This window comes from Leptotrichia buccalis C-1013-b, from assembly GCF_000023905.1.
Lineage (GTDB): Bacteria > Fusobacteriota > Fusobacteriia > Fusobacteriales > Leptotrichiaceae > Leptotrichia > Leptotrichia buccalis.
In genome coordinates this window covers 646,910-673,459 of the sequence record NC_013192.1, presented here as the reverse complement: position 1 = coordinate 673,459, position 26,550 = coordinate 646,910, and the positions used below count along the sequence as shown (strand labels likewise).

Here is a 26,550-nt window from a genome sequence, read left to right as displayed (position 1 = left end):
GATGTTCCTCTCTAATTTTTTTCCTCAATTAATTTAAATCCCTCTAAATCAGCTTTTTTAAATTCTTCAATCAATTTTTTTCCATATATCCAAACTTTTTGTTGCCATGGATGTCCTAAATATCCAAAACGAAAATTAACATCAATAAAAAAATAATAATCCCCATTTGGAGAATATGTTGGAAAATACGCAGTATAACCACCACCCCAGTAGCGTTCATCTTTAACTTCTATAAATTTAGGTTCATCTTTGATACGAGGATTATATCTAAAGCAAGAATGTTGCCAATCCAATGCATACAATTCCTCATTTTCCTTAGTACATTTTAAAAAGATTTCCGTTATTTTATCCCGAACTTCTTTTTTAAATCCCCAAACTACAGACCCTTTAATTTCTTCTAAATTTTCATAATGATAACTAATATCATAAACTATATATGGCTCTTTAAATTCAAACGCTATTTCTTTTTTATCAACACTAGGATTAAAATTAAATCTATCATAAACTATATCCCAGACTTTATTATATTCTTCGTCATCTAATATTACCATTTTTTCATACTCCAGTCTATAAAAATTTTTACACAAAAAAAGACTGCTTCATAAGTCAGTTATTTTTGAAAAACTTACAAAACAGCTTTTTCATTTTTATTCTTTTATTGCTCTTGTTGCCACAAAACTTGCAATATTAAGTTCATGCAACCTTCCAAATCCATTTGTATCATCATAAATATCTGTTAGTCTAAATCCAGCCTTTAATTGTCCACCTATCTGTTCTGATATTGTGTGAGAAAATTGAATTCCACAATCCTGTTCTTCCAGTTGTTTTCTTTGCTCTTCATTGACTAATGGATTGAACGGAAGACTATTAATGATTTTTTCTTCCTTTTCATCTACAGTATAATTTGTTCCAATATCCAGACCACACAATAAAATTCCACCTTTTTTCAGGATCCGGTAACATTCTTTAAAAACTGGTTCAACTTTTTCGATGTAGCAGTTGCTTACTGGATGAAAAATTATGTCAAAACTGTTGTCTGCAAATGGTAATTTTTTTGTCATATCGGCTTTGATAATTTCTATTTCATATTTTTCCCGTTTTGCAACCATTTTTTCAGCTTCTAGCTGTTTGTCTGAATAATCCAGCACAGTACAATTTGCACCTAAAGCTGTAAATATAGGTATTTGCTGTCCACCACCAGAAGCCAGTCCTAATATTTTTTTATCTTTTAAGTTTCCAAACCATTCGTGAGGTACAGGATTTACTGGTGTTAAGAGGACATTCCAATTACCATTTTTAGCGTTTAAATAAGTTTCATGGCTAATTGGCTGTCCCCATTCCCAGCCTTCTTCAATCCATCGGTTAATTGTTTCTGCATTTATTTCCTGATAAGATTTTGTCATTTTTATTCCTTTTTTTAATTATCAAATTTTATTTTTCATATGGCAATCCTGATGCCTTCGGTGCTTTCGATTTTCCTACAAATCCAACCAACGCCAACAATGTCAAAATATACGGTATCATTGTCAAAAATTGCTGAGATATTGGGAGTCCTATGGTTTTGGAAACATCGGCGAATGCTTGTCCAAAAGCGAATAACAGGCTTGCTAAAATCGCTCCTATCGGATTCCATTTCCCAAAAATCATTGCTGCCAAGGCGATATATCCACGCCCTGCTGACATGTTGTTTGAAAAAGACGGAAGCAGTACAGCTGTAAGATAAGCCCCGCCAAGTCCTCCTAATGCACCTGATATAAGTACAGCGATATATCTTGTCTTATAAACACTTATCCCAACTGTATCAGCCGCTAATGGATGTTCTCCAACTGAACGGATTCTCAAACCTAAAACAGTTTTATACAAGAAGAAATACATTGCTATGCCGATTCCATAGATTACAATTATCATTAATGGACGATTTGCCAATGACTTTGCTAACGGAGTGCTTCCAGCAGTTTTAAAGATAGTTTTTATTGAATATGAAGTTATTGCAGCTGCAAATAGATTTATTGCAACTCCACTTATAATTTGATTTCCTCTAAGGTTGATACTGATTACTGCATGAATCAGTGAAATTAAAACTCCCACTACCATTCCAAAAATTATTCCTAAATATGGATTTCCTGTAGTTATATTAGCAACTGCTGTTGCAAATGCTGAACTTAGCATAATTCCTTCAAGTCCGATATTAACAACTCCACTTTTTTCAGAAATACACGCTCCTACGGCTGTTATTAGAATTGGAGGTGCTATTATTATTGTTTGCTGTAATAAATTAAATATTTGCTGTAATATATTCATTTTATTTTTCCTTTCTGACTCAATATTTTTTATTTAATAACTAAATTTATGCTGCCTTCTTTTTATTAAGCATAAATTTAAATAAATTTTCTGATGCTACAAAAATTATGATTAACGCTTGTACAATAAATACAATATCCTTGTCAATCTGATATCTTTGTTGTAACATTTGTCCCCCAACTTCAAGTGCCGCATAAAATATTGCCGCAACTAATATTCCAAATGGGTTGTTTTTTCCAAGAAGCGCCACCGCAAGTCCTGTAAATCCATAATCTCCCATAATAAGCTCTGTATATGTGTACTCTGAAGCTCCACCTAAAACACGTTCAGCTCCTCCAAGTCCAGCACACGCTCCAGCAATTCCCATTGCCAAAAACATAATATATTTTGGATTAATTCCTGCATTTTCAGAAACTGTGTCGCTTTGCCCGACTGCTTTTATCTCGTATCCTTTTTTGAAATATTTGAAAAAGAAAAACAACCCTATTGTCAAAAGAACTGCAATTATGAAACCAAAATTCAAATTTTGCTTTGTAACTTTTGCAAAAAGCAGCGGCAGTCTTGCCCCTTCAAAAACACGCGGAGATTGTGTATTTTGTGTAGTTGGATCTTTTAAAATTCCGTTTAACATGAAATTTTGTATTTCAATCATAATATAATTTAACATAATTGTGCTAATTACTTCATTCACTCCAAACTTTGCACGTAGCAGCCCAGCTATTCCAGCCCATAAAAATCCTGCAATTACAGCTACAATTATTACAATAAATATATTTCCAAAAACATAATTTTTAAATGTAATTGCCCAGAAAGTCGCTGCTAGTCCTCCAGCAATCATTTGTCCCTGCATTCCGATATTAAATAATCCCGCTTTAAAGGCTACCATTGCAGCAAGTGCCGAAAATATTAATGGCGTTGCAATAAATAACGTTTTTGCAAGTCCACTAAAGAATGGAGATCTTGGAGAAGCCTGATAAAAAGCAGCTCGCATCATATCAATGTAAGCCATAAATGGATTTACACCTTTTGTTATCATTATTATTCCACCAATAACTAATGCGATTAATACTGCAATTATAGATGGTAGAAAATCCCTTATCTTATTTTTAATCATCTATTTTTCCTCCTGCCATTAATATTCCTAATTTTTCTGTTGTTGCATCTTTTCTATCCAGAATCCCTACAATTTTTCCTGAATACATTACTGCAATCCTGTCACTTAATGCCATTACTTCTGATAATTCTGCCGAAACAACCATTATCGCCTTTTTCTTAGTTTTTTCATTCAAAATTGTATTGTGAATCATCTCAATTGCACCAATATCGACTCCCCTCGTAGGCTGTGCCGCAATGATAAATTTGTTTTCACGTTCCAATTCCCTTGCTACAACGACTTTTTGCTGATTTCCACCAGATAGCCCACCAAATTTGATTTTTCCATCTGTCGGTCTAATATCATATTTTTTTATATATTCATTAGTTTTTCCTTCAATTTCACTATAATTAAGCAATACCCCTTTAGAATACTGATCCTGAAGTCCCAAAGCCATATTTTCTTCCATTGTAAAATCATCAATAGTCGCCCTTTTATGTCTGTCTTCAGGTATGTGGGAAAGCCCCTTTTCCTTAATAAGTTTTGGCGTCTTGTTTTCCAGCTCATCATTATCTATAAAATAAGTTCCGCTATCAACTTTTGCAAGGCCTGCCAAAGCCTCAATAAGCTCAGTCTGTCCATTTCCCTGCACTCCAGCTATTCCTAATACTTCACCTTCACGGATTTCAAACGAAACATCCTTAACTTTCTCAATGCCTCCACTTTTTACAGTCAAATTCTCAACTTTTACAACCACATTCCCTAGTTTCACATCTGGACGTTTCACTTCAAACAGTACTACACGCCCAACCATAAGATTTGCAATTTTTTCTTTTGTTGCTTCTTTAGTTTTCAATCCCCCAACATCGCTTCCACGTCGAATAACTGTAATATTATCTGATAAATCAAGCACTTCCTGTAATTTATGTGAAATAAAAATAATCGTTTTTCCTTCCTTTATAAGATTTCTCATAATCTCATAAAGCTCTTTTACTTCCTGTGGCGTAAGCACTGCACTTGGCTCATCAAATACCAATAGTTCTGCACCTTTAAATAATACCTTTAGAATCTCAATTCTCTGATGAATCCCAACTGACAGATCTGATACTTTCGCATCTGGATCAATATTCAGCCCATATTTTTCGGAAACTTCCCTAACCTGCTTTCTCGCAGTATTTAAGTCAAAAAATACCCCATTCTTTTTAGGTTCAAATCCCAAAACCATATTTTCAGCAACTGTCAACGTGTCTATTAACATAAAATGCTGGTAAACCATTCCAATTCCTAAATTTGCGGCAGTTGTAGGACTATCAATATCAATTTTTTCCCCTTTATAAAAAATCTCACCAGAAGTTGGAGAATAAAGCCCATTCAAAATCTTCATAAGCGTAGACTTTCCAGCTCCGTTTTCCCCAACAATCGCATGAATTTCCCCTTTTTTCACCTTCAGCGTAATATCATCATTTGCGACAATTTTTCCGCCCAAAAATTCTTTCCGTATATTTTTCATTTCCAAAATATAACCGCTCATTTTTCCTCCTTCTATAAAGATTATTTATGTTAAATTTGTTTCCACTTATTTATCTATAACATATTATAAAACAATTTAAAAAAAAATATATTGTGCTTCTCTTTTTTAATTAAGATATAGCAACTTAAAAACAAATAATACAAAAATCACGCCAAACATAAGTATTTGTTCCAAGTTGCCTGTCTTTTCCAAAATTATTGATCAAAATCCAATAATGCTTGTTATCCAAAAAAAGATTGTCACAACATAATCATATAATATTTTATTATTTTCATAAAACAATCGCTTTTAATCCATTCCACCCAACTTCTTTCTTTTTTCATTTAGCAATTTTTGTAATGTTCTTTGACGCACAATGTGTCTTTCAGTTATATAATATTCATTATATTAAAACTTATTTCAATTTAATTATTTAAAAAAAATCTGACACATAATAATTTGAACTTGTTTTTAACAAATCAAGCACTGCTATATGTTTTTTAACCACATTTATCTTATAATCCTTATAATAATACTTAGGATTTTCTCCTCCAATAAAGACAACTACGTTGTCTTCGTTATAAGTATACCCCCTATATTCGTTATTTTCAAGTAACAATGGTGTTTTTTTTAATTTTAATTGATTTTTTGCAAGTTTTTCAATAATTTCATCAGGAAAACCTGTTAAATAGATATTTCTCTGAAGCTCTGGTAATACCGCTTGATCCTCTATTTTATCAGAAAGTACAATATCTTTGTCAAATTTGTACACAGAATCATCTTTAAATTTATTTAATCCTGAATTTTCATAACTTTCTTTTATAAAAAATTCAACATTCGATTTTTCAAAGTTTTCTACAACTTCTTTTCTAAGATTTCTCAATTCTTCAATTAAAAACTCCTTATCCAGTTCAGAGTAAACATTACTTGGATTAAAATCTAGCTTGTTAAGAAGCTCATACAACACAAAAATTTGTCTATTCAAATATTCCTGATCTGTTCCAATGTATTCTTTCAAATTGGCACCCCCTGACATTGCAACAATTTGTTGTTTATAATAGTCATCAAGAGAAGATGCCGGTAATTCCAATATTTTTTCCTCTTCCGACAACTGATCCACTTTTATATCTTGCATTTCCTGGTAAAATCTATTTTCCAAAAGCAATGAATACTTTTTCCCTGCCTTTATATTTTTCAAAAAAGTGTTAAATTCATTATAAAACCTATTTTTTCCAAACAAATCAGTCGGATATGTAATTTCAAACAATTTTATCTCATATCGTCCCGGTATAACTTTCCGCATTTTCTCTTCCCCATCAATCATCACTTTTACCGGTTTAAATCGTGGCTGTTCCTCTTCTTTCCATTTTATCTCCTTTTTTATTTTATCAAAAAGAGCAAAACTCGTCATACTGCACCCAAGTAATATTAAAATTATTAATTTTTTCAAGGTTTCCCTCCTAATCTTATAAATTTTCTTTTATCGAAATAGCAATATTTTCTGGCACAACTTCCATTAGTTCCTCCAATGTCGCATTTCGTATATTTTTTATCAATCCAAATTTTTTTATTAATTCTTTTTTACGTTTTGGTCCGATTCCTGTAATATCGTCCAATGCACTTTTTACATTTCGCTTGCTTCGTAATTTTCTATGATGTGTAATTCCAAATCTATGGGCTTCATCCCGTAATCTTTGCAAAATTTTCAATGTTTCGTCTGTTTTTTCAAATAAATACGGCTCACTTTCATAACTTTTAAAAATTTCCTCTTCTCTTTTTGCAATTCCAATTACATCGGTATGTTCTATTTTCCCAAGTTTTTCCAGCACATCCACAGCCACTCCAAGCTGCCCTTTTCCACCATCAATTAAAATCAGATTGGGCATTTTATCATTTTCTATTTTTGAATATCTTCGTGTTAATGCTTCTCTCATCATTAAAAAATCATCGGGCGTATCTTTTACAGTAATTTTAAAATGTCTGTATTCCTTTGGTGTTGTTTCACCATCAAGTGCCACCGTCATCGCTGCAACTGCATCTTTTCCCTGAATATTTGAAATATCAAAACATTCTATTCTGTAAGGCAAACTTTTCAACCGTAATTCTTTCTTTAAATTACGCAATCCTTCTTGAACCATACGCCGTTTTCTATAGTATTTATCTACCTCTTCACGCAGGTTTAGATACCCCATTTCTAAAAGCTGCAATCTTCTGCTGTTTATTTTTGGAAAATGAAGTTTTATTTCCTTATGCTTTTCAATTTTTGCCCATTCTTTTATCAAAAGTTCGCTTGACATAAATCGTTCATCACAAATAATATGCTTTGGAATATTCCTTTTTTCATAATACGAAGTAATTAACCGCTCGAACAGATTTTCTTCTTGGCTTCTTTCCAGCGAAATTATTATATCGTTTTTATTAATAACTTTTCCCTCCCGAATATTAAGCACGCACAAAAACACATTTTCCCTTTTTTCCTCAAATACAAACACATCTTCATCAATTTCCTTGCTGTATTCAATAATCTGTGTTTCCAGCATTCTTTTCAGCACAGCCAGCTTTTCACGCTCGTTAATTGCACGCTCAAATTCCATTTCATCACTAAACTTTTTCATTCGGCTTTCCAGCATTTCAATAACTTTGTCAGAATGTCCCTTCAAAAAATTCTTGAAATTTTTGACATTTGTACTGTACTCATCTTCGATATCTTTGTATTTACAAGGTGCTGGACAAGTTTTCATATAATATTTTAAACAAGGTTTTGTTATTTTATCCATACTTCGATTACAATCCCTCATTGGAAATATTTTCAGTAAAGTTTTCATTGCAAAAAATATTCCCATCGGATAAGGCCCAAAATATTCTGCATTTTCATTTAATTTTTTCGTACTTCTCACAATTTCCACTTTAGGAAATTTTTCTTTTGTAAATTTTATATATGGATAAGTCTTTTCATCTTTTAATAAAATATTGTATTTTGGCTTATTCTTCTTTATCAAGTTATTTTCTAGAATAAGTGCCTCGACTTCTGATTTACAGATAAAAAACTCAATATCCTTAATATTTTTAACCAATTCCATCGTTTTCTGGTTATGCGAATTTATATTCATAAAATAAGATTTTACCCTATTTTGCAAATTTTTTGCCTTTCCCACATAAATAATCTTTCCACGCTCATTTTTCATCAGATAAACTCCAGGATGAGTGGGAATATCCTTATATTTAATCGGTGATTTTATTTCTTCTTCCATTTCGCCTTTTTATACCTCCGTTTTACCACCTATTTCCCTATGGAATTTTGTTATCTTATATTCCAGCCTCTCAGACAAATCTTTACATAGCATATTTACAAAAGTTGCAGATCTATGCTGCCCTCCTGAACATCCTATTCCTATACGCAAATGCGACTTCCCATCCTTTTCATACTTCGGTATCAGATATTCAAGCATATCAAGAAGCATTTTATAAAATTCCTGACTTTCTGGAAGTCCCATTACATAATCCTGTACATCTTTATGATTCCCAGTTTTACGCTTTAAATCTTCGACATAATAAGGATTTGGCAAAAATCTCAAGTCAAACATCAAATGCAAATCCAGCGGTATTCCATTCTTAAATCCAAAAGAAGTGAGATTTACACTTAATTTTGCTTTTTTCCCTGAATATTCCTTTTCCAGTATTTTCTGAAGTTCCTTTACAGACGTTTTAGTCGTGTCTATAACCAAATCCGCCTTTAGCATAAAGTCCTTGATTATTTTCCTTTCAGCCTCTATATTTTCAAGAAGTGTATCATATAAATTTAAAGGGTGTTTTCTTCTGGAAAGTTCGTATCTGCTAAGCAGTACATTTGTTCTTGCATCCAGATATATAATTTCGTAGTCTATTTCATTTTTGTCTAGAAACTCAAGCTGTTTTAAAAACTGCTCTATAAATTCCTGATTTCTTATATCTATTGCAACCGCAACTTTATTTCTTTTTTTGTTGCTCAAAAATATTTCATTCAGATACTGAAACAAACTTATCGGAAAATTGTCAATACAGAAATATTCCCTGTCCTCAAAAAAATTCATTGTTTCCGATTTTCCTGCACCGCTCATTCCTGTTATTATAACAAGTTCTTTTTTTTCTCCTTCATCTTCCATTGTCATCTTACTCCCTCTCGTTTTATTATTATCCCATTTTTTTTATATTTTTCTTTGTTAATTATACCATAAATTTTTCATTTACATAAATTATTTTTGAAATATTTTAGTAACAATTATTTTACTGCTTTATTTTTTCATCTATTGTTTAAATACCTATTCTAAGTACTTTAAAAGCCTTGTATGATAATATTATTTTAATTTGAATTTGGAGGAAATAATATGAAAAAATCTATTAATTTTATAATTTTAGGAGCCATCCTTTCCATAATTGCCATCAGTACCTATATATTTACACAAAATCAAATAGAAATTCCAAAAGAAATGATAATTTCTGCTGTTAAATCACACTTTCCAATCAAAAAATCAATGTATACACTTGGAGATATGAAACTTTCCAACCCGACAGTCTACTTTGAAAATGATAAACTTATAATTGACGCTGATTATGAATTTAAAGACAGAGCTACTTCTGAACTGACTACTGGAAAAGCCAAATTTGAAAGTGAATTAGAATATAAAAATTCAAATCTTTATCTTTGGAATTTTAATTTAAAAAAATTAATAACAAAAGATGGAAAAGATACCAAGCCAGACAAATACGCTCTTACTCTTATAAGTACCATATCCTACGAACTGCAATATAAAAAACCTTTACTCTACTTAGGAAGCAACAAAAAATTTAATTCTATAAAAAGTGTTAAAATCAAAAATAACAAAGTTTTAGGAGAGAAATAGAAAATCTGTTTCTCTTTTTTTATAGCAAATAAAAATAAGACTGATTAATTTTTTTATTTTTATTTACAACTGACTTTTAGTAATTTACTTAAAATCCTCAATACCAATAGGAAGTTTTCTCATTCTCTTTTCTCCTCATTTTCTTTAAATCTTTTATTCAATTATGCCTTGTAAATTAGGCTGTGTCTGAAAACTCAAAATCTATGTTATTTTTAATTTTACAAATCACGATAAAATCAGTATTTATTATTTTTGATTTTGGAAAAACTTGTTAAAAATTCATTATTTTGATAGTTTTCAGACACGCCCTAATAAAAATCAATTTTTTCTTTTTTATAAAAAATTATTAAAAAATATTTGACTTTTTTAAATTTATGAGGTATATATTATTATATGAACAGTTATTCACATAATTAAATTTATAAATTAAACTATAGGAAGGAAATAATATAATGAAAGCAGTAGTAGTTAATCAAGAAGGAACTGGAATAGAAGTTGTAGAAAAAGAATTAAGAGGGCTAAAAGCAGGAGAAGCGTTAGTTGATGTGGAATATTGCGGTGTTTGCCATACTGATTTACATGTGGCTCATGGAGATTTTGGAAAAGTTCCAGGAAGAGTTTTGGGACATGAAGGAATTGGAATTGTGAGAGAAGTTGCAGATGGTGTAACATCTTTAAAACCTGGAGATAGAGTAAGTATTGCTTGGTTCTTTGAAGGATGCGGAAGATGCGAATACTGTATCAATGGACAAGAAATATTGTGTAGAGATGTAATAAATGCAGGATATTCTGCTGACGGAGGAATGGCTGAACAATGTATTGTTACAGCTGATTATGCAGTAAAAGTTCCAGAAGGATTAGATCCAGCTCAAGCTAGCAGCATCACTTGTGCAGGAGTTACAACTTATAAGGCAATAAAAGTTGGAAAACCTCAACCTGGACAATGGGTAGTAATTTACGGTGCTGGAGGATTAGGAAACTTGGGAGTTCAATATGCTAAAAAAGTATTTAATACTCATGTAATCGCTGTTGATATAAACGATGATAAATTAGCACTTGCTAAAGAAGTTGGAGCTGACTATATAATAAATGGTGCAAAAGAAGATCCTGTTGCAAAAATTAAGGAATTAAGTGGGCTTGGAGCTCATATTGCTGTAGTTACTGCTGTATCAAAAGTTGCATTTAATCAAGGTATTGATTCAGTAAGAGCCGCTGGAAAAGTTGTTGCAGTTGGACTTCCATCAGAAACTATGGACTTGCCAATCGTAAAAACAGTATTAGATGGTATCGAAGTAATCGGATCGCTTGTTGGAACAAGGGAAGACTTAAGAGAAGCATTCCAATTTGGAGCAGAAGGATTGGTTGTTCCAGTAGTTCAAACAAGAAATATCGACGAAGCTCCTGAAATTTTTAAAGAAATGGAAGAAGGAACAATTCAAGGGCGTATGGTAATCGATATGCACTCACATTCTTGTGGTTGTGGACACAAACACTAATTTCATTTAAATTCATCTAAATAAATAAAAAAATGTAATTAACTTGATTGTTAGTTACATTTTTTATTATTTATACTTAAATTTTATTTAGCGAGAAATTAAAACTTAACATAATTTCTATTTTCTAAATAAGATTTAGTATTAGATTATTTTGTTTAATAACAGTAAAATTATATTTTAACTATTTGGAAACACTAACTTTTTATCTTTTGTTAAAAAAGTTTATAATAAATTTGTTATTTTAATGGGATTTAGTATTAATTTTGAAAAATTAAATTTAAAATCTCAATCTCATTTCATACCAGACAGCACCGCCATGAACAGACTCTGAAACTCCTTCATTTTCAAAACCAAATTTTGAATAATATGAAACAAGTTTATCTTTACAAGTTAAGACTACCCCTTTTCTACCTTTACTTTTTGCCTCAAAAATAAGCTCATTGATTAATTTTTCAGCATATCCTCTCTTTCTATATTCAGGCAGCGTATTCACTCCAAAAATCATTTGCCAATTTCCTTTTTCATCATGTAAATGAGGATTTTCATACATTTCATCTTCCAAATTAGGACTATCTGTCACCATTCCATTCACGAAACTCACAATTTTTTTATTTCCATCTTTCCCTTCTTCTTCAAGGATCCAGAAATAATTAGGATAAATCAACAATCTCCCTTCAAAAGATTCTCTAGTTGCAGCTTCACTTGCTGGAAAACATTCTGCTTCTATTGCTGTTATTTCGTCTAAATCGTTCATTTTTGCTTTTCTAATATTCATAATTTATTTTCCCTTCAACTTTTTGTTATTAAATTATATCATTTCAGAAAACACAAATCTAGTTATTAATATTTTATTTTTTATTCATAGCTTCCCAAATCTTTTTCAGTCCTTCCGATAATACACCTTTTAAATAAGCCAAATTCAACCTTAATAAAGCAGTCTGCATTTTGAATAAACATATTTTCAGCTTTCAGCAATATACCGGCATTATTTACCAAAAACATTGTTAATTCTTCATTTTTATGAGGAAATTTTATATTTTCAACAGCATGAAAAATATACCCTCGAAATCCATCTGTACTCAAGAGGCATTTGTTCCTTGTCTATCTATTTATTTCATCAAAATTATACATTTTTATCATACTTTCAAAAATTTTATGACCTATTTTACCTGTATTTTTATGAGGATTCAAATTATACACTTTATCGTATAAAAAGAAATTTTGGTATTTTTTTTATTTAAACTAGAATTTTAATTTTTTTAGAGTATAATATTTTTAAATATTACATTTATTAATTATTTTCATAAATAATTCTATTCAAACGAAACAACTGTATGAAAAATCTTTCTATCGAGATAGACAAAAAATATACATACTTTTAGAAAAATGCAAAAGCATATTTATTTCAAAATCACGTATTTGTAGGATTACAGCCACTATGGACTGGAAATCCTGATGGAAAAATCTATGTAGTTGCATAAAAAAAAATTTACAGTAGATTTCTTTGAAATTGAGATTTAATTTTAGTTTCGAGAAGTCTTTTTGTATTTTTCAAAAATTTTCATAAAAACTTAAAAAGTCTATTCTAAGAAATTTATTGACAATAACTGCTTTGTTTGATAAAATTTTATAGGCATAAAATTGTTTTTTAGTCAGGTATCTTTGGCTTTGAACTAAAATTTTAAATTTATGCTAATTTTGTATTTTATGGAGGTGAATGTTTTGAACGAGGAAGTCCCGAGTCAGAAACTAAAAAAATTGGATTGTACAAATATATGCAATGGATGAGGGGAATATCTTCGTTACTGTTATTCTTCTTATTTTGAAATTGCATAAAATAAAAAAGTATAAAAGAAAGGAGATAACAGTGGAAAACAACACCATTCAAAAACTTATAAATGAAAAAAAATATTTTGAAATTAGAAAATATTTGAACAATTTAAATACTGTTGAAGTTTCGGAACTGTTAAATCAGTTTGAATCTTCTGAATTAATAATGATTTTTAGACTACTTTCTAAAAATAGGGCAGCGGATGTATTTTCATATCTAGATACAGAGCATCAGGAAATGATTATTAACACTATGACTGATGTGGAAACAAAAAATATATTTGATGAGCTTTATTTTGACGATATTGTTGATATTATTGAAGAAATGCCATCAAATGTAGTAAAAAAGATTTTGAAAAATACTGATGCGAAAGATAGACATACAATAAATCTTTTGTTAAAATATCCTGACAATTCAGCTGGAAGTATTATGACAACTGAATATATGGATTTGAAAAAGGATATGAAAGTATCTCAAGCGATTGCTAAAATTAGGGATACTGTGGAAAATATGGAAAATATCTATACTTGTTACGTAATTAGCGAGGACAGAAAACTGGAAGGAGTAATTTCCCTAAAAGAATTAATTACAAACGAAGATGATACAATTGTGGGAAATATTATGAATCGTAATTTTGTAAGTGTTCATACAAATGATGATCAGGAAAATGTTGCTGAAATAATTAAAAAATATAATTTGATTGTACTTCCAGTTACAGATATAGAAAATAGGCTTCTCGGAATAATTACGATTGACGATATAATGGACGTTGTAGAACAAGAAGCGACAGAAGATTTCCACAAAATGGCGGGAATTACACCAGTTGAGGAATCTTACCTCAAAACAAGCGCTTTTACCATGGCAAGACAAAGAATTAGCTGGCTTATTATACTTATGATTTCTGCAACTTTTACAGGAAGAATTATAAAAAGCTATGAAGATGTGCTGCAATCAGTAGTTATCTTATCTTCATTCATCCCAATGCTCATGGATACTGGAGGAAATGCAGGAGCGCAATCTTCAACTATTGTAATACGTGCTTTAGCATTAGGAGAAGTTAATGCAAAAGATACTTTTAGGATATTAAGAAAAGAGTTTTTTATTTCGTTTATAGTAGCCGTCGTTCTGGCAGCAATTAATTTTCTAAGAATTATGACCTTGACAAAAACACCTTTAAATGTTGCTTTAACTGTTTCAATTACCCTCATTTTTGTAGTTATGATTTCCAAAATAATAGGCGCATTTTTACCTGTTGTTGCAAAAACGTTTAAAATGGATCCCGCAATTATGGCAGGCCCTCTAATAACTACAATTTTAGACGCTTTGACTCTTTCTATTTATTTTAAGTTTGCAACTATATTTTTAAGCAATATGATTAAGTAAGGAGGGAATAATGAAAGAAATAATTGAAACTCTTTTAAAAGAAAAAAAATATTTTGAAATAAAAAAACAGTTAAACGAATTAAATGCAGTTGAAATTTCTGATATATTAAACCAGTTCAAAATACCTGAACTTGTAATAATGATTTTTAGACTGCTAAAGAAAGATAAAGCGGCAGATGTGTTTCCTTATTTGGATTCAGAACATCAAGAAATGATTATTCATACATCAACTGATATTGAGACACGTGAAATATTTGATAAGCTGTACTTTGACGATATTGTTGACATTATTGAGGAAATGCCTTTTGATGTTGTAAAAAAAATATTGAAAAATACTGACAAAAAAGATCGGCATCTAATAAATCAGCTATTAAAATATCCTGACAATTCAGCAGGAAGCATTATGACAACTGAATACGTTGATTTTCAAAAAAACATGACTGTTTCAGAAGCAATTGAATTATTGAGAAAAACAGGAAAAGATAAAGAAAATATATATACATGCTATGTTACAAGCGAAAATGGAAAACTTGAGGGAGTACTTTCACTCAAAGAATTAATTGCAAAAAAAGATAATATAGCAATTGAAGATATTATGAACAAAAATTTTATAAGTGTTCATACTGATGATGATCAGGAAGTTGTTGCAGATTTGTTCAAAAAGTATGATTTTATCGTTATGCCAGTTGTGGATCATGAAGGCAGAATTTTAGGAATCATTACAATAGATGACGTAATGGATGTAGTAGATCAGGAAGTTACAGAAGATTTTCATAAAATGGCAGGGATTACTTCCCCCACTGATGACTCTTACTTAAAGACAAATATTTTCACAATGGCAAGACAAAGAATTGGATGGCTTGCAGTTCTTATGATTTCTGACACAATTTCAGGAAATATAATACAAGGCTATGAAAAGGTACTTGCAAAATCAATTATCCTGACAGCATTTATTCCAATGCTAATGTCAAGCGGAGGAAATGTAGGATCACAATCGTCAACAGTTGTAATCCGTTCATTAGCACTAGGAGAAATTTCTCCAAAAGATGCCTTCAAAGTACTTAGAAAAGAGATTTCAATTGGTATAATGGTTTCAATAGTTTTGTCAATCTTGAACTTTATAAGACTAATTACTTTAGAAAAAATAAATCCGACAATCGCTTTTATAGTCTCAATAACTCTTGTATTTACAATAATAATCTCAAAAATAGTAGGAGCATTGCTTCCACTTGGTGCAAAAATTTTAAAATCAGATCCAGCTGTTATGGCAACTCCTTTAATAACGACTATTTCAGATGCTGTAACACTTGTTATTTACTTTAAATTTGCTACAACATTTTTAAAACTTTAAAAAATAATTCAAGTCTAAGATTTTTAAGTTTTAAATTAGGGCGTGTCTGAAAACTCTCAAAATGATGAATTTTTAATAAATTTTTTCAAAATCAAAAATAATAAACACTGATTTTATCGTGATTTGTATAATTTATAAAATCAAAAAAACATTAAAAATAACATAGATTTCGAGTTTTCAGACACAGCCTATTTTAATAAAAACAAAAAAAGAAGCTATTATAAAAGTAACTTCTTTTTTTATTCATTTTTAAAATATTTTATCTATGTTATTTTATTAGTACTTTGTTATTAAATATTCAAACGCTCCAAGTGCTGCTTTTGCACCTTCCCCCATTGCGATAATTATTTGTTTTTGTCTGATACTAGTAACATCTCCAGCTGCGAAGATTCCAGCTACAGAAGTTGAATTATTTTCAGGATTAATTACAATTTCTCCAATTTTATTTGTTTCAACCAAGTCTTTTACAACTTCGCTTCTTGGCGACAGTCCAATCTCTACAAACATCCCTTCCACATTCAATGTTTTCTCTTCATCAGTTTCTCTACTTTTATAAACAATACTTTCCACAAATTCATTTCCATTTACTTTAACTGTTGCGGAATTTAAAATAGTTTTTATATTTGATTGTTCAGCCAATTTTTCCTGTAAAACTTTATCCGCCTTTAATTCAGGCATAAATTCAATTAATGTAACTGATTTTGCGATTCCAGACAAGTCAAGTGCCGCTTCCACACCTGAATTTCCTCCACCAATTACAGCTACATTCAATCCTTTATAAAAAGGTCCGTCGCGAAGTCGAGCAGTAATGAACTCCCTTTCAACATATTCAGCTTCTCCTGGAATGTTCAAACTTCTAGGTTTTGCTCCAGTTGCTACAATAACTGTTTTTGTTTTATAACTTTTTCCATCATCAGTCATCAAAAGTTTATCTTTTCCATCTTCCTTAATCTCTTTTACTAGATGCCCTTCTTTAAATGCAATTTCATGTTCTTTTAAATGTTTTTCCAATGTTTCTGCAAATTTAGCTCCAGTTGTCGAAACAGTTCCAATAATATTCTCAATTTCATTTGTATCAAGAACTTGTCCTCCAATTTTCACTCCAACCATTGCCACATTAAGACCCTTTCTAGCTGCATAAATTGCCGCAGAAACAGCCGCAGGTCCAGAACCAATCACAGTCACATCATAAAGTTTATTTTCATCAATTTTTACCAGTTTCCCTTCATCCAAAGCACCAAGATTCAAGCTAAAATCCATTTTCCTACCTCCAAATTTTATTTAATTTTATAATAATATATTTAATTTTGTAATCATTACAATTTATTTTAATATAAATTTTCAAAATTGTCAATAGTAAATTTTCAATTTAATAAAAAGACTGCTCATTTCAGAACAGCCTTATTTAAAAATACTTAATATTATTTATCATCATCATTGAAATCTATAGATAAATTCAAGAATTTCAGAATATCCTATACTAGAATCTGCTATTTTTAATCCCAATTCTGTAAGTTCATCATCAGAACAACTTAAACTAATTCCATTTAATTCAAGGAGAACCATCATAACATAAATTCCGATTCTCTTATTTCCATCTAAAAAAGCATGATTTTTGATAAAACTATAACATAATCTTGCAGCTTTTTCTTCTATTGTTGGATATTTCTCAACTCCAAAGTAAGATTGATAAACATTACTTATCGAACTCTCAATTAAACCTTTATCCCTAATACCGTCAATTCCTCCAAACTCTTTTACTAATTCAGAATGAAGTTTTATTATTTGTTTCTTGGACAAAAGAATCATTTCGCCAATTCCTCAAATGTTTTTTTATATTTTTTTAAAATCTTAGAAGAAACCATTTCCAGTTCATTATCTTCCGCAAATTTTACTGGCTTTTTCTCAACTTCTTTTGTTAAATTGTAATCGACTAAAATATATTTTGGAATATTATTCTTTAAAATAACAACAGCTCCATCTTTATCGACCATTCTTGCTACTTTAGAAAAATTTTGATTAGCTTCCTTCATCGAAACTAAGTTGTCTAATTCTACTTTCATATTACTCACCTCTTGTAAAGTATAATATCATAAATATAGGATAAATTCAACCTATTTTTCGAAATATTACTTCACTTTAAAAAATTTCAATCTCAAAGCATTTCCCAAAACAGACACTGAACTAAATGACATTGCAAAAGCCGCTATCATCGGATCCAATTTTGGTCCATTGAAAAATGCATAAAATATTCCAGCGGCAAATGGAATTCCCAGTACATTATAAAAGAATGCCCAAAACAGATTTTCCTTTATATTTGTGATTGTCACTTTACTTAATGCTATTGCACCTGCAACATCTCTCAAATCGTTTCTAATTAAGACAATATCAGCCGATTCTATCGCAACATCCGTTCCATTTCCTATCGCAATTCCAACGTTTGCCTGAGCCAGTGCTGGTGAATCGTTAATTCCGTCTCCAACCATTGCAACAAATTCATCTTTTTCTTGAAGTTCCTTTACTTTTTGAGATTTCTGATAAGGCAGTACTTCTGAAATCACATCATCTATTCCCACTTGTTTTGCGATAAATTTCGCAGTTTTTTCGTTATCTCCAGTTAGCATTATTGTCTTAATTCCCATTTTTTTCAGTTTTTCTATAGCTTCCTTACTTGTTTCCTTGATAACATCTGCAACTGCAACAAGTCCCGCCAATTCGTTATCAATTGAAATATACATTGGTGTTTTTCCTTCATTCGACAGAATATCATAATCTTTTTGAGAAATTTCCACATTAATTTTTCGATTTTCCATAAGTTTTCTATTTCCAATTTGCACTTCTTTGCCTTCAAATGTAGCACGAATACCATAACCTGGCATTGCCCTAAATTTTTCATACGGCTTAATTTCAATATTTTTCTCTTTTGCTTCATTTACGATTGCTTCTGCCAATGGATGCTCTGAATCATTTTCTACACTTGCAGTAATTTTTAACAATTCATTCTCGTTATAATTTCCATAAGCAATCAAATCAGTCAGTACAGGCTTTCCTTTCGTAATCGTACCAGTCTTGTCAAAGACAATAGTTTTAATTTTATGTGCTGTTTCAAGAGCTTCCCCGCTTTTTATAAGAATACCGTTCTCAGCCCCTTTTCCAGTTCCAACCATTATCGATGTAGGTGTTGCAAGTCCCAATGCACACGGACACGCAATTACAAGTACAGCAATGAAAAACGACAACGCAGTAACCAATCCACTTCCACTCAGAAACCAAGCAATTCCTGTAATTATCGCAATCCCAATAACAATTGGTACAAAATATGCCGCCACAATATCTGCCATTCGAGAAATCGGAGCCTTTGATCCCTGTGCCTCCTCAACCAGTTTTATAATTTGCGACAAAACTGTATTTTTACCAATTTCAGTCGCCTCAAATCTGATACTTCCATTTTTATTAATACTTCCTCCAACAACCTTGTCCCCAATTTTTTTGCTTACCGGCAAACTTTCTCCTGTCAACATTGACTCATCAACAGAAGTCGCCCCTTCCACAATCCTTCCATCCACCGCAATTTTTTCTCCCGGCTTCACAATTACAATATCTCCAACTTTCAATTTTTCAATCAGAACTTCCTTTTCCGCTCCATTTTCAATGATTTTAGCTTTTTTAGGCTGAAGTCCGATAAGTTTTTTTATCGCCGATGAAGTTTGCCCTTTTGTTTTCGCCTCCAGCAGTTTTCCAAACAAGATTAACGTAATGATTGTACCAGCCGATTCATAATATAAATCCATATGTGCTTCAGGATCTACAGTTACAATTCTAAAAGTGGCGTAAATTCCATAGAGTACTGCCGCTGTCGCTCCAATCGCAATTAACGAATCCATTGTTGGAGATTTTCTTACTAAATTTTTAAATCCATGCGAAAAAAAATCTCTCCCAGCATAAATAATAGGCAAAGTCAACACAAACTGTGCCAACGCAAAGTTAAGCGGATTTACCTTGGGATTCAAAAATTCAGGAAGTGTTGCCCCAAGCATATGCCCCATCGAAATATACAAAAGCGGAACAACAAAAATAATTGCCAAAATTAATCGATTTTTCAAACTTGTTATTTTTTCTTGATAAAGTTCCAACTTTTTATCTTCCGTCATATCCTCAACCAGCCCATACCCAGCCGACTTCACTATTTCCCTAATTTTATCAAAATCATATTTTTTCTCATCATATTCAATATTCAATTTTTCAGTTGCAATATTAACCGAAGCGTTAATATCATTATTTTTATTAAGTGCCTTTTCCACAGCATTAGCACAAGCTGCACAGCTCATTCCAGTTACTGTATAATTTTTCTCTGTCATAATCTTTTCCTCCTTCATTTAGTACAATATATCTTTAAATATGCTTATGCCCATTATGTTCACAATTACACTGCCCTTCAACACAATCACACAAAACTTCTTCCACAGCCGTTTTCCTCTTTTCCTCTACAGCCTTTAAAATCAAATCCAAGTCGTCAAAACTCAGTTCACTGTTCTCAATAACTTTCCCAATCATTTCTCCAACTTTCGTTTTACAAATTTTATCAAAAGTTCCCAATATATAATTGTTAGCAACTTCTTTTTCCGTAAAATCCGTCGAATAAATATACTTGTTCCCAATTTCCCTCTTTTTCAAAATATTCTTTTCCAGCAGCCGATTCAACAGCGTCTTTATTGTAGCCTGTTTCCAGTTCATTTTCTCACAAAGCACCTCTGTCACAAACTTGCTCGTAACTTCGCTATTTGCCCACACAACTCGCATTACTTCCCATTCTGCATCGGTTATATGCTGTTTTTTATCAATTTTGCAGTTTTCTTTCACATTCTTACCTCCTTTAAATGTTTACGTTTGTAATCTTTTTTTATATTATATAGTTTACAATAGTAATCGTTTTTTGTCAAGTATTTTTTTGTTATAATAATTTTACGGGTTTCACCACCCAAAAATAAATTAAAATGTGAGAGCTTTTACACTCTCACAAAAATTCAAATATATAAATTTTTTAGACTTCTTTTGTTTCTGATACTTTTTTATACCAGTAAGCACTTTTCTTCGGATAACGTTTTTGTGTTTCAAAGTCAACATAAAATAATCCATATCTTTTTTCATAACCATTAGACCAAGAAAATACATCCATTAATGACCATAAGAAATATCCTTTTACATTCGCTCCATCTTTTATTGCATCTGAAATTACTTCCAAATGTTGTCTTATGTAATCTATTCTTGCATCATCATATACTGTATTATCTTCAAAAACATCTTTATAGCCTAAACCATTTTCAGTAATATAGATTTTTTTGTAATTTGGATAATCTTTTTTAACTCTTGAGATTTGATCATAAAGACCTTGCGGATAAATTATCCAGTCCCAGTCAGTTCTTGGAATACTTTCATTGGCTTTTCTTTGCCCTACCCCTTTTATCTGATATTTGGAACTTCCTTTATTTCCTGTTGCATTGTGAATAATTTCAGTTTCGCCATCATATTCAGCCATCCAGTCACTCATATAATAGTTTATTCCAAGAAAATCATTCAAATCTTTTGCAGCTTTCAATTCTTCAAAGTCTTCTTCTCTTAAATCTAATTTTCCGCCATTAACTTGCAAAATATGATTTACACCTTCCATTGTATTCTTTGAATATTCACCTTTAAAAGTTGCATCTAAAATAAATTTATTATGGATAATATCGTCCAGTTCAGCGGCTCTAACATCTTTTGGATTATTTGGATCATAGGGATATTTTGTTGGCAAAGCACAAACCATTCCTATTTCTCCGTGATAGCCATTTTTCTTAAATAAATTAACTGCTTTTGCGTGTGCTAAAACCATATTATGATGTGACTGAAACAATTTTTCAAAATCATATTTTATTCCTGGAGGAAATTTCCCAACAAGATATTGACCATCTCCAATTGGTCCTATTTCATTAAATGTTGTCCAATAGTTTACTTCACTAAATTCTTCAAAACAGAATTTCGCATAATTTACAAAGTGCTCTATATTTTCACGATTTAAAAAATCTCCGTTGGAGTGCAAAACTTCTGGTGTATCAAAATGGTGAAGAGTTACAAAAGGTTCTACTTTTCTTTTTTTACATTCTGCAAATAATTTATGATAAAATTCTACTCCTTTTGGATTTACTTCTCCATAGCCATTTGGAAAAATTCTTGACCATGCTATTGAAATTCTTATTCCATTTATACCGAATTCTTCGCAAAGTTTCAAATCGACTGGATATTGATGATAAAAATCACTCGCAGGTTCTGCCGTATACCAATAATTTTCTTCTAAAAATTTATCCCATGCAACTGGTCCCTTCCCATCAATTTTGATTGCGCCTTCAGCCTGATATGCCGCTGTTGCTCCTCCAAAGATAAAATCTTCTGGTAATTTTTTTGACATAATTAAACCTCCATAATTATATAAAACTATTACTTAGTATTAAATATATTAATTAATCTTGAAATTGTGCTTGCACAAAGTCTAATGCACCTTTACCGTCACGGGTCAAACTAATATATTGAGCCCCTTCGGTTTTTGCTAATTTAATTCCTAACTTATCAGTTTCTGCTTTCATATCTTCAAAATTTGATGCAACTTGTGGCGCAAGAATAACTAAATCAAATTCAGGAAGTATTTCACGATGTGCACCATATCCACCTGCTGCGGCTTTAACAGGAACATCAAATTCCTTTGCTGCCTTATTTAAAGCATTTGCTAAAAGTCCACTTGTTCCTCCACCAGCACATAATACAAGCACATTTGTTTCTTTTGTTATATTATTTTTAACGGCACCAGTTTTTTCAACACCAGCTTTTTCAAGAATGTTATCTGCTTTTTTAGTGTTGAAATTTGCGGCGACTTTTTCTTTTAATTCGTTATTTGTAGTTCCTAGACGTTCTTCTTCGAGAATTTGTTTATCGTATACTTTTATAAATGGATAATAAATAATAAAGTCCACAACAATTAAAAGTGCCGCTAAAATAAACGATAATACCTGAAGATTGGTTCCCAGTATTATTCCCAATGGTCCTGGAGTTGTCCATGGAAGATTAGCAGTAAAACTGTTCATTCCAAGTACATCTATAAATATTTTAAAAATCCACACATTCACTACTGGTGCAAAGATAAATGGTATAAAGAATACCGGGTTTAATACAATTGGAGCACCAAATAGAATTGGTTCATTTACCCCAAAGAATGTCGGTACAGCTGAAGCACGTCCAATAGCTTTATTTCTCTTAGATTTACAAAGCCACATAAACATAAATGGCACAATTAAAGTAGCTCCAGTTCCTCCCATTGTAACTATGAACATTTGTGTTCCTGAAGTCAAAATTTTATCTGCATGCTGTCCAGCTCTCATAAGGTTTAAATTTGCATCTATATTAGCATAAGTAACAACTGCAATAGCAGGTTCTACAATTGAAGGCCCATGAATTCCGACAAACCAGAAGAAAGCATAAGCTCCAAATATAATAGTAATTCCTACATATCCATCTGCCGCTGAAAATAACGGTCCAAAAAGTTTACCTACTGCTTCTGCAACTCCTGTTCCAATAAAGTGACGCACAAGAATCTCAAGAACATAAAGCAACACTATTGATAAAGTAAACGGTATTACATCTTTAAAAACTTGTGAAATATTAGGCGGAACCTCTGATGGCATTTTTATAGTTACTTCATTCTTTACACAGAATTTATAAATTGTTACAGTTATAAATGCTGCTAAAAATGCAGTTAAAAGTCCTTTTGTACCTAAGAATCCAGTTGAAATTCCATCTTTAGTTGGATCTGCCGCTAATAACAGCAATCCAACCATTGAGGCTAACAGTGTAGAAAGATAATTAATCTGATTAGTTGCTGGCATAGAACGATTTACAGAATCTGTTAATGATTTAGCTGTTGTTCCTGCTACTAAAAATGCTAAGATTCCCATAGAGTAACTGTATGGTTTCATTAATAAAGCTTCTATATTTTTTGGCCAAAAAAATCCAAAAGCATTTGGAACATAAGCAATTAAGATAAAAATACTAGAAAATAGTATAACTGGCATACCAGCTATAAAACCATCACGAATTGCTCTTAAATATATATTCCGAGATAATTTTTCAAAAAAAGGCTTTCCTTTTTCTATAAATTCAATCAGTTTTTTCATTTACTTTGCTCCTCTTTTATATAATTCTATTAAATGTTTCATTAATTCTTTCAATAATATTGTTGTCATCAAATGATCTTGTCCATGAATCATAATAAAACTCATTTCTAAATCTTCTCCAGCCGCTTCTTTAGCTAAAATATCTGTTTGTGAATTATGAGCACCAACCAGACATTCCTCAGCTTCTTTTACTAACTTTTCTGCTTCCTCAAACTCTCCATTTTGAGCTTTATTTAATGCAATCATTAATTTAGATCTTGCATCTCCTGCATAAGCTACTATTTCAAATCCAATCATTGTAACATCTTCTTTAGTCATAATTCTCTCCCTTTTTACATAATATTTTTATTTTTCTAACTATATTTTTTCAATTCCTGATTTTGTTTTTTAAATTTACTATTTTTTAATCTATTTTTCCTTCCAAGATGTTGCTGTTTTTTCAACCACTTCATTCAGTTCTTCAATATTCTTTCTTCCAATTGTATTCAACCATTCCACAGTCGCCTTTTCACCTTCCTTGGCAAACACTTCCACTCCATTAGCCCAAGTCGCTCTTCCACACAATACTCCATTAAATTTAGCACCTGAATCATGAGCAAATTTTAATGTATCCTGAAAAAGTTTTGCACTTACTCCAGCGCTTAGGTAAATATATGGCAATGATGTTGCTTCTTCCTGAAGTTTAAAGTAATTTGCAGCCTCTTCTTTTGTATAAACAGTTTCTCCATCGCTAAACCCTTCTACAAATTTCATATTTACAGGAACTTCCACTTTTAAAACATCAACATTGTATCTCGGATCTGAAAACACCTTCATTGCTTCAATAACTTTTCTTGGTTTTAGTTTTGCAAATTCTGCTGTGCTGTTGTCGTCAATTTTACAGTCGTAACTTAAAATTTCCAAAAAGAAAGGTATGTCTTCTGCAACACATTCAGCTCCTACTCTTTCCATATATGCTTTTTTCTGAATATTAATTTCTTCACTTTCATCTACATCATAATACAATAAAAATTTTACTGCATCTGCCCCTTCTTCTTTTAGCCTTTTAGCTGACCATTCAACAAGGCAGTCTGGCAATCTTCCAACTGCATTCGCATCATATCCTGTTTTTTCATAAGCTAGCAATAATCCCGCATTTTTATCTCTAGCTTTTGCTGCATCCAATCCATATTCAGGATCTAACAAGATTGAAGAAGAATATTTTGTTAAATGTTTTGAAACTAATACTTTAAATTCTTTTATCTGTTCAGCAGTTGCTTCTTTTTCCTGATTTTTATTTATCATTTTTTTCAAGGCACCTCTTTGATCAATTGCTAGTGCCGATATAAAGCCATTTTTATCACTTAAATTTTCTAAATATTTTCTTTTTTGTGCTGATAATTTCATTATTTTTTCCTCCGTTTTTTTATACTTTTTCACAAAGAGATTTTTCTTCCTTGCTCTATAAATATTTTTGTTAATTGCTTTTTATTTTTGAAATTATATTTCTAAAATTTCTACTTCATTAAATAATTTGTCATAATTTTCCAAATTTACAAATCCTGTCAATTTTTCCATTGCATTCAACATTCCAAGGACATTTGCTTTTCTCAATAAATCTTGGTCACTCGCATTTTCATGAATTGCAGATGTTATTCCTGCAACAGTTGAATCTCCAGAACCTACAGGATTTACAACTTTTATGTTAGGCACATTTACTTTATAAAATTTATCATTGTGTTTCGCAAAAGCTCCATCTGCTCCGAGCGAAACGATTATCCACTCAATTTTTTCAAATAATTTATCTTTTAAAACTTTTTTTAATTCATCTGGATTTTTAGATACGTCTTTTCCAATTAATTGTGATAACTCTTCTGTATTAGGTTTTATTACTTTTGGTTTATATTCATTTTTTAAAACTTCTAACAGTGCTTTTCCAGAACAGTCCAATACAACTGATTTTTTATACTTTTCACAAATTTCAATCATTTTTGAATAATAGTTGATTTCCAATCCATCTGGTAAACTTCCTGAAATAGCGATAATTTTAATTTCTTTACTCTTCACTAATTTCTCAAAATGCTCCAAAAAATTATCACTTTCAGATTTTGTTATAGTCGGTCCTTTTTCTAAAATTTCAGTTTGATTTCCCTCGTGCAGAATTGCAATACAATTTCTAGTTTCCCCTGAAATTTCAAAAAAATTATTTTTAATCCCTTTTTCTAATAATTTCTTTTGAATATCTGTTCCTAAAGCACCACCTATAAGTCCAGTTGCAACAACTTCATCATTTAACTGTTTTAGCACTCTTGTAACATTTAACCCTTTTCCACCAGGTGTTTTGCTAACTTTAACTACTCTATTTACAGTATCTAAATTAAATTTCTCCAAGGGATATGAAATATCCACAGACGGATTCATCGTTACCGTCAAAATCATTTAACTAGCTCCTTTCTTAAAATCGAACTTAAGAAGAGAAAATATTATAAATTAACAGGTTTTTTTTAAGTCCGATTTTAAACTTC

The 26,550-nt window shown here is 31.1% G+C and carries 24 protein-coding genes; 4 read left to right on the top strand and 20 right to left on the bottom strand.

The features are described from left to right. Positions 1–11: 11 nt before the first annotated feature. From LEBU_RS03090 to rapZ, 8 genes are all read right to left on the bottom strand, one after another. Positions 12–551 (bottom strand): DUF2716 domain-containing protein, encoded by a 540-nt coding sequence (locus LEBU_RS03090; RefSeq protein WP_015768866.1) that lies wholly within the window; start codon positions 549–551, stop codon positions 12–14. Positions 552–647: 96 nt separating this feature from the next. After that, a complete protein-coding gene (locus LEBU_RS03085; RefSeq protein WP_015768865.1) occupies positions 648–1,403 on the bottom strand; it encodes a class I SAM-dependent methyltransferase in 756 nt (251 codons plus the stop codon). A 28-nt stretch (positions 1,404–1,431) separates the two neighbouring features. After that, positions 1,432–2,301 (bottom strand): ABC transporter permease, encoded by an 870-nt coding sequence (locus tag LEBU_RS03080; protein ID WP_015768864.1) that lies wholly within the window; start codon positions 2,299–2,301, stop codon positions 1,432–1,434. A gap of 46 nt (positions 2,302–2,347) precedes the next feature. Then, a complete protein-coding gene (locus tag LEBU_RS03075; RefSeq protein WP_015768863.1) occupies positions 2,348–3,415 on the bottom strand; it encodes an ABC transporter permease in 1,068 nt (355 codons plus the stop codon). Further along, positions 3,408–4,925, bottom strand: coding sequence for an ABC transporter ATP-binding protein (locus LEBU_RS03070; RefSeq protein WP_015768862.1), 1,518 nt, complete (start codon positions 4,923–4,925; stop codon positions 3,408–3,410). Before LEBU_RS03070 ends, LEBU_RS03075 begins: the two co-directional genes overlap by 8 nt. A 412-nt stretch (positions 4,926–5,337) precedes the next feature. Further along, the gene (locus tag LEBU_RS03065; RefSeq protein ID WP_015768861.1) at positions 5,338–6,354 is read right to left on the bottom strand and encodes a hypothetical protein; all 1,017 of its coding nucleotides are present in this window, start codon (positions 6,352–6,354) and stop codon (positions 5,338–5,340) included. A gap of 16 nt (positions 6,355–6,370) precedes the next feature. Beyond that, entirely contained in the window at positions 6,371–8,155 is a 1,785-nt protein-coding gene (gene uvrC, locus LEBU_RS03060) for an excinuclease ABC subunit UvrC (RefSeq protein WP_015768860.1), read from the bottom strand. Between the two features lie 9 nt (positions 8,156–8,164). Then, on the bottom strand, positions 8,165–9,052 hold the full coding sequence (gene rapZ / locus LEBU_RS03055) for an RNase adapter RapZ (RefSeq protein WP_015768859.1): 888 nt from the start codon (positions 9,050–9,052) through the stop codon (positions 8,165–8,167). Positions 9,053–9,268: 216 nt separating this feature from the next. On the opposite strand from rapZ, the gene LEBU_RS03050 reads away from it, so the two are divergent. Together LEBU_RS03050 and adhP are read left to right on the top strand one after the other, a co-directional pair. Beyond that, positions 9,269–9,784 carry a hypothetical protein gene (locus tag LEBU_RS03050; protein WP_015768858.1) on the top strand — a complete coding sequence of 172 codons (516 nt, stop codon included), beginning with the start codon at positions 9,269–9,271 and terminating at the stop codon, positions 9,782–9,784. A gap of 452 nt (positions 9,785–10,236) precedes the next feature. Then, positions 10,237–11,280: an alcohol dehydrogenase AdhP gene (gene adhP, locus LEBU_RS03045; protein WP_015768857.1), complete on the top strand. Its 1,044-nt coding sequence runs from the start codon at positions 10,237–10,239 to the stop codon at positions 11,278–11,280. A gap of 277 nt (positions 11,281–11,557) precedes the next feature. On the opposite strand, the gene LEBU_RS03040 is transcribed toward adhP, so the two are convergent. Then, a complete protein-coding gene (locus tag LEBU_RS03040; RefSeq protein WP_015768856.1) occupies positions 11,558–12,055 on the bottom strand; it encodes a GNAT family N-acetyltransferase in 498 nt (165 codons plus the stop codon). Between the two features lie 80 nt (positions 12,056–12,135). Next, complete coding sequence (locus tag LEBU_RS03035; protein WP_015768855.1) at positions 12,136–12,363, bottom strand: hypothetical protein; 228 nt, start codon at positions 12,361–12,363, stop codon at positions 12,136–12,138. A 784-nt stretch (positions 12,364–13,147) separates the two neighbouring features. Between LEBU_RS03035 and mgtE (LEBU_RS03030) the strand changes: the two genes are divergently transcribed. Both mgtE (LEBU_RS03030) and mgtE (LEBU_RS03025) read left to right on the top strand, forming a co-directional pair. Then, entirely contained in the window at positions 13,148–14,494 is a 1,347-nt protein-coding gene (gene mgtE / locus LEBU_RS03030; RefSeq protein ID WP_015768854.1) for a magnesium transporter, read from the top strand. A 10-nt stretch (positions 14,495–14,504) separates the two neighbouring features. Further along, a complete protein-coding gene (gene mgtE, locus LEBU_RS03025) occupies positions 14,505–15,845 on the top strand; it encodes a magnesium transporter (RefSeq protein WP_015768853.1) in 1,341 nt (446 codons plus the stop codon). 276 nt (positions 15,846–16,121) lie between these two features. On the opposite strand, the gene LEBU_RS03020 is transcribed toward mgtE (LEBU_RS03025), so the two are convergent. The 10 genes from LEBU_RS03020 to LEBU_RS02975 all read right to left on the bottom strand — a co-directional run bounded on the left by LEBU_RS03020 (position 16,122) and on the right by LEBU_RS02975 (position 26,464). Beyond that, on the bottom strand, positions 16,122–17,105 hold the full coding sequence (locus LEBU_RS03020) for an FAD-dependent oxidoreductase (RefSeq protein WP_049756098.1): 984 nt from the start codon (positions 17,103–17,105) through the stop codon (positions 16,122–16,124). Positions 17,106–17,279: 174 nt separating this feature from the next. Beyond that, positions 17,280–17,654 carry a type II toxin-antitoxin system death-on-curing family toxin gene (locus LEBU_RS03015; protein WP_015768852.1) on the bottom strand — a complete coding sequence of 125 codons (375 nt, stop codon included), beginning with the start codon at positions 17,652–17,654 and terminating at the stop codon, positions 17,280–17,282. Continuing rightward, the gene (locus LEBU_RS03010) at positions 17,651–17,908 is read right to left on the bottom strand and encodes a type II toxin-antitoxin system Phd/YefM family antitoxin (RefSeq protein ID WP_015768851.1); all 258 of its coding nucleotides are present in this window, start codon (positions 17,906–17,908) and stop codon (positions 17,651–17,653) included. The genes LEBU_RS03015 and LEBU_RS03010 overlap by 4 nt, the downstream gene beginning before the upstream one ends. A 66-nt stretch (positions 17,909–17,974) precedes the next feature. Then, the gene (locus LEBU_RS03005) at positions 17,975–20,203 is read right to left on the bottom strand and encodes a heavy metal translocating P-type ATPase (protein ID WP_012806683.1); all 2,229 of its coding nucleotides are present in this window, start codon (positions 20,201–20,203) and stop codon (positions 17,975–17,977) included. 34 nt (positions 20,204–20,237) lie between these two features. Then, positions 20,238–20,705 (bottom strand): CopY/TcrY family copper transport repressor, encoded by a 468-nt coding sequence (locus LEBU_RS03000; protein WP_012806682.1) that lies wholly within the window; start codon positions 20,703–20,705, stop codon positions 20,238–20,240. Between the two features lie 181 nt (positions 20,706–20,886). After that, entirely contained in the window at positions 20,887–22,290 is a 1,404-nt protein-coding gene (gene lacG, locus LEBU_RS02995) for a 6-phospho-beta-galactosidase (protein ID WP_012806681.1), read from the bottom strand. 52 nt (positions 22,291–22,342) lie between these two features. Then, the gene (locus LEBU_RS02990) at positions 22,343–24,046 is read right to left on the bottom strand and encodes a lactose-specific PTS transporter subunit EIIC (protein WP_012806680.1); all 1,704 of its coding nucleotides are present in this window, start codon (positions 24,044–24,046) and stop codon (positions 22,343–22,345) included. Continuing rightward, positions 24,047–24,364: a PTS lactose/cellobiose transporter subunit IIA gene (locus LEBU_RS02985; protein ID WP_012806679.1), complete on the bottom strand. Its 318-nt coding sequence runs from the start codon at positions 24,362–24,364 to the stop codon at positions 24,047–24,049. 90 nt (positions 24,365–24,454) lie between these two features. Next, a complete protein-coding gene (gene lacD, locus LEBU_RS02980; RefSeq protein WP_338034388.1) occupies positions 24,455–25,465 on the bottom strand; it encodes a tagatose-bisphosphate aldolase in 1,011 nt (336 codons plus the stop codon). A gap of 60 nt (positions 25,466–25,525) precedes the next feature. Then, entirely contained in the window at positions 25,526–26,464 is a 939-nt protein-coding gene (locus tag LEBU_RS02975; RefSeq protein WP_012806677.1) for a tagatose-6-phosphate kinase, read from the bottom strand. Positions 26,465–26,550: the final 86 nt, after the last annotated feature.

Excerpts from the sequence above, each read along its gene's own strand:
- LEBU_RS03090 (WP_015768866.1), bottom strand. The coding sequence starts at position 551 with ATGGTAATATTAGATGACGAAGAATATAATAAAGTCTGGGATATAGTT.
- LEBU_RS03085 (WP_015768865.1), bottom strand. The coding sequence starts at position 1,403 with ATGACAAAATCTTATCAGGAAATAAATGCAGAAACAATTAACCGATGG.
- LEBU_RS03080 (WP_015768864.1), bottom strand. The coding sequence starts at position 2,301 with ATGAATATATTACAGCAAATATTTAATTTATTACAGCAAACAATAATA.
- LEBU_RS03075 (WP_015768863.1), bottom strand. The coding sequence starts at position 3,415 with ATGATTAAAAATAAGATAAGGGATTTTCTACCATCTATAATTGCAGTA.
- LEBU_RS03070 (WP_015768862.1), bottom strand. The coding sequence starts at position 4,925 with ATGAGCGGTTATATTTTGGAAATGAAAAATATACGGAAAGAATTTTTG.
- uvrC (WP_015768860.1), bottom strand. The coding sequence starts at position 8,155 with ATGGAAGAAGAAATAAAATCACCGATTAAATATAAGGATATTCCCACT.
- rapZ (WP_015768859.1), bottom strand. The coding sequence starts at position 9,052 with ATGACAATGGAAGATGAAGGAGAAAAAAAAGAACTTGTTATAATAACA.
- LEBU_RS03050 (WP_015768858.1), top strand. The coding sequence starts at position 9,269 with ATGAAAAAATCTATTAATTTTATAATTTTAGGAGCCATCCTTTCCATA.
- adhP (WP_015768857.1), top strand. The coding sequence starts at position 10,237 with ATGAAAGCAGTAGTAGTTAATCAAGAAGGAACTGGAATAGAAGTTGTA.
- LEBU_RS03040 (WP_015768856.1), bottom strand. The coding sequence starts at position 12,055 with ATGAATATTAGAAAAGCAAAAATGAACGATTTAGACGAAATAACAGCA.
- mgtE (WP_015768853.1), top strand. The coding sequence starts at position 14,505 with ATGAAAGAAATAATTGAAACTCTTTTAAAAGAAAAAAAATATTTTGAA.
- LEBU_RS03020 (WP_049756098.1), bottom strand. The coding sequence starts at position 17,105 with ATGGATTTTAGCTTGAATCTTGGTGCTTTGGATGAAGGGAAACTGGTA.
- LEBU_RS03015 (WP_015768852.1), bottom strand. The coding sequence starts at position 17,654 with ATGATTCTTTTGTCCAAGAAACAAATAATAAAACTTCATTCTGAATTA.
- LEBU_RS03010 (WP_015768851.1), bottom strand. The coding sequence starts at position 17,908 with ATGAAAGTAGAATTAGACAACTTAGTTTCGATGAAGGAAGCTAATCAA.
- LEBU_RS03005 (WP_012806683.1), bottom strand. The coding sequence starts at position 20,203 with ATGACAGAGAAAAATTATACAGTAACTGGAATGAGCTGTGCAGCTTGT.
- lacG (WP_012806681.1), bottom strand. The coding sequence starts at position 22,290 with ATGTCAAAAAAATTACCAGAAGATTTTATCTTTGGAGGAGCAACAGCG.
- LEBU_RS02990 (WP_012806680.1), bottom strand. The coding sequence starts at position 24,046 with ATGAAAAAACTGATTGAATTTATAGAAAAAGGAAAGCCTTTTTTTGAA.
- LEBU_RS02985 (WP_012806679.1), bottom strand. The coding sequence starts at position 24,364 with ATGACTAAAGAAGATGTTACAATGATTGGATTTGAAATAGTAGCTTAT.
- LEBU_RS02975 (WP_012806677.1), bottom strand. The coding sequence starts at position 26,464 with ATGATTTTGACGGTAACGATGAATCCGTCTGTGGATATTTCATATCCC.